Origin of the sequence: Spiroplasma sp. hyd1 (genome assembly GCF_016082235.1) — a bacterium.
Lineage (GTDB): Bacteria > Bacillota_I > Bacilli_A > Mycoplasmatales > Mycoplasmataceae > Spiroplasma > Spiroplasma poulsonii.
In genome coordinates, this window is the sequence record NZ_JXYY01000130.1 from 1 (window position 1) to 789 (window position 789).

2 protein-coding genes are annotated in these 789 nt (G+C 25.7%); both read right to left on the minus strand.

From position 1 onward, the window contains the following. Positions 1-394: hypothetical protein (locus TS70_RS06700; RefSeq protein WP_198049803.1), on the minus strand; the 394-nt coding region annotated here is incomplete at its 3' end. Next, a partial coding sequence (locus tag TS70_RS06705) for a hypothetical protein (RefSeq protein WP_198049804.1) occupies positions 394-789 on the minus strand: 396 nt, incomplete at its 5' end. The genes TS70_RS06705 and TS70_RS06700, both read right to left, overlap by 1 nt.

A 789-nucleotide genomic window follows, 5' to 3' on the forward strand; every position in this document is an offset into this window, starting at 1 on the left:
ATATTTTAATAAAAAAGGGTATCGCAAAAAGTCTAATATATTTATCTAAAATTTTAGCTTTTTGTGAATCAGTAATTGTTAATTTATTAGCTGGTCAATTTGATGCCAATTTATCTTGATTAGCAATTCGATTATAAACAGTAAAATTTTGATCTAATTGTACTTTTTTAAAGTCTTCTGTAACATAAGTTTCCGTAAAACCTAAATTAGGATCTCAATCTTTTTGTGTTATTGATTCATTCATAATTGGTAAGTAAACTTCGGCTTTTCATCCCCCACCATCTTGTTGCAACTCATTAGGGAATAAAACAGCATATTTAGATCTTCCATATAAATTACTTAATTTAAAATTATCCTTAAAATAAGTTTGAATATTATTTAATGTAATTGCCATTATTCACTACCTCCCACTATTTTGAATGATTGTAAATCAATTCCCATTGAAGAATTTGATTCTTGATTATTATTAACATTTAAGTTATCAGACTGTTTATTTTCTTGAGTAACTCCTACACCTTGATTTCTTTTAATTCCTTGTTGAATTTCTGCAAATTGTTTTTCAAGAACTGCAAGACGATCTTCTTTTTCAGTTTTCGTTTTAGTAGTTTGATCTTCTAATTGTTTAGTGAGTATTTCTTTAGCTTTTTCTTCTGCTAATTTTTCACCTTGTTCATTAACTTGTTTTTTTATTTCATCTGCCATTAAAGAGTCTAAATCAACTTCTTCAATTTCAAATTCTTTTTTATCATTTAAAATTGGATTACCTTTATCATCTAATCTTAATTTTTT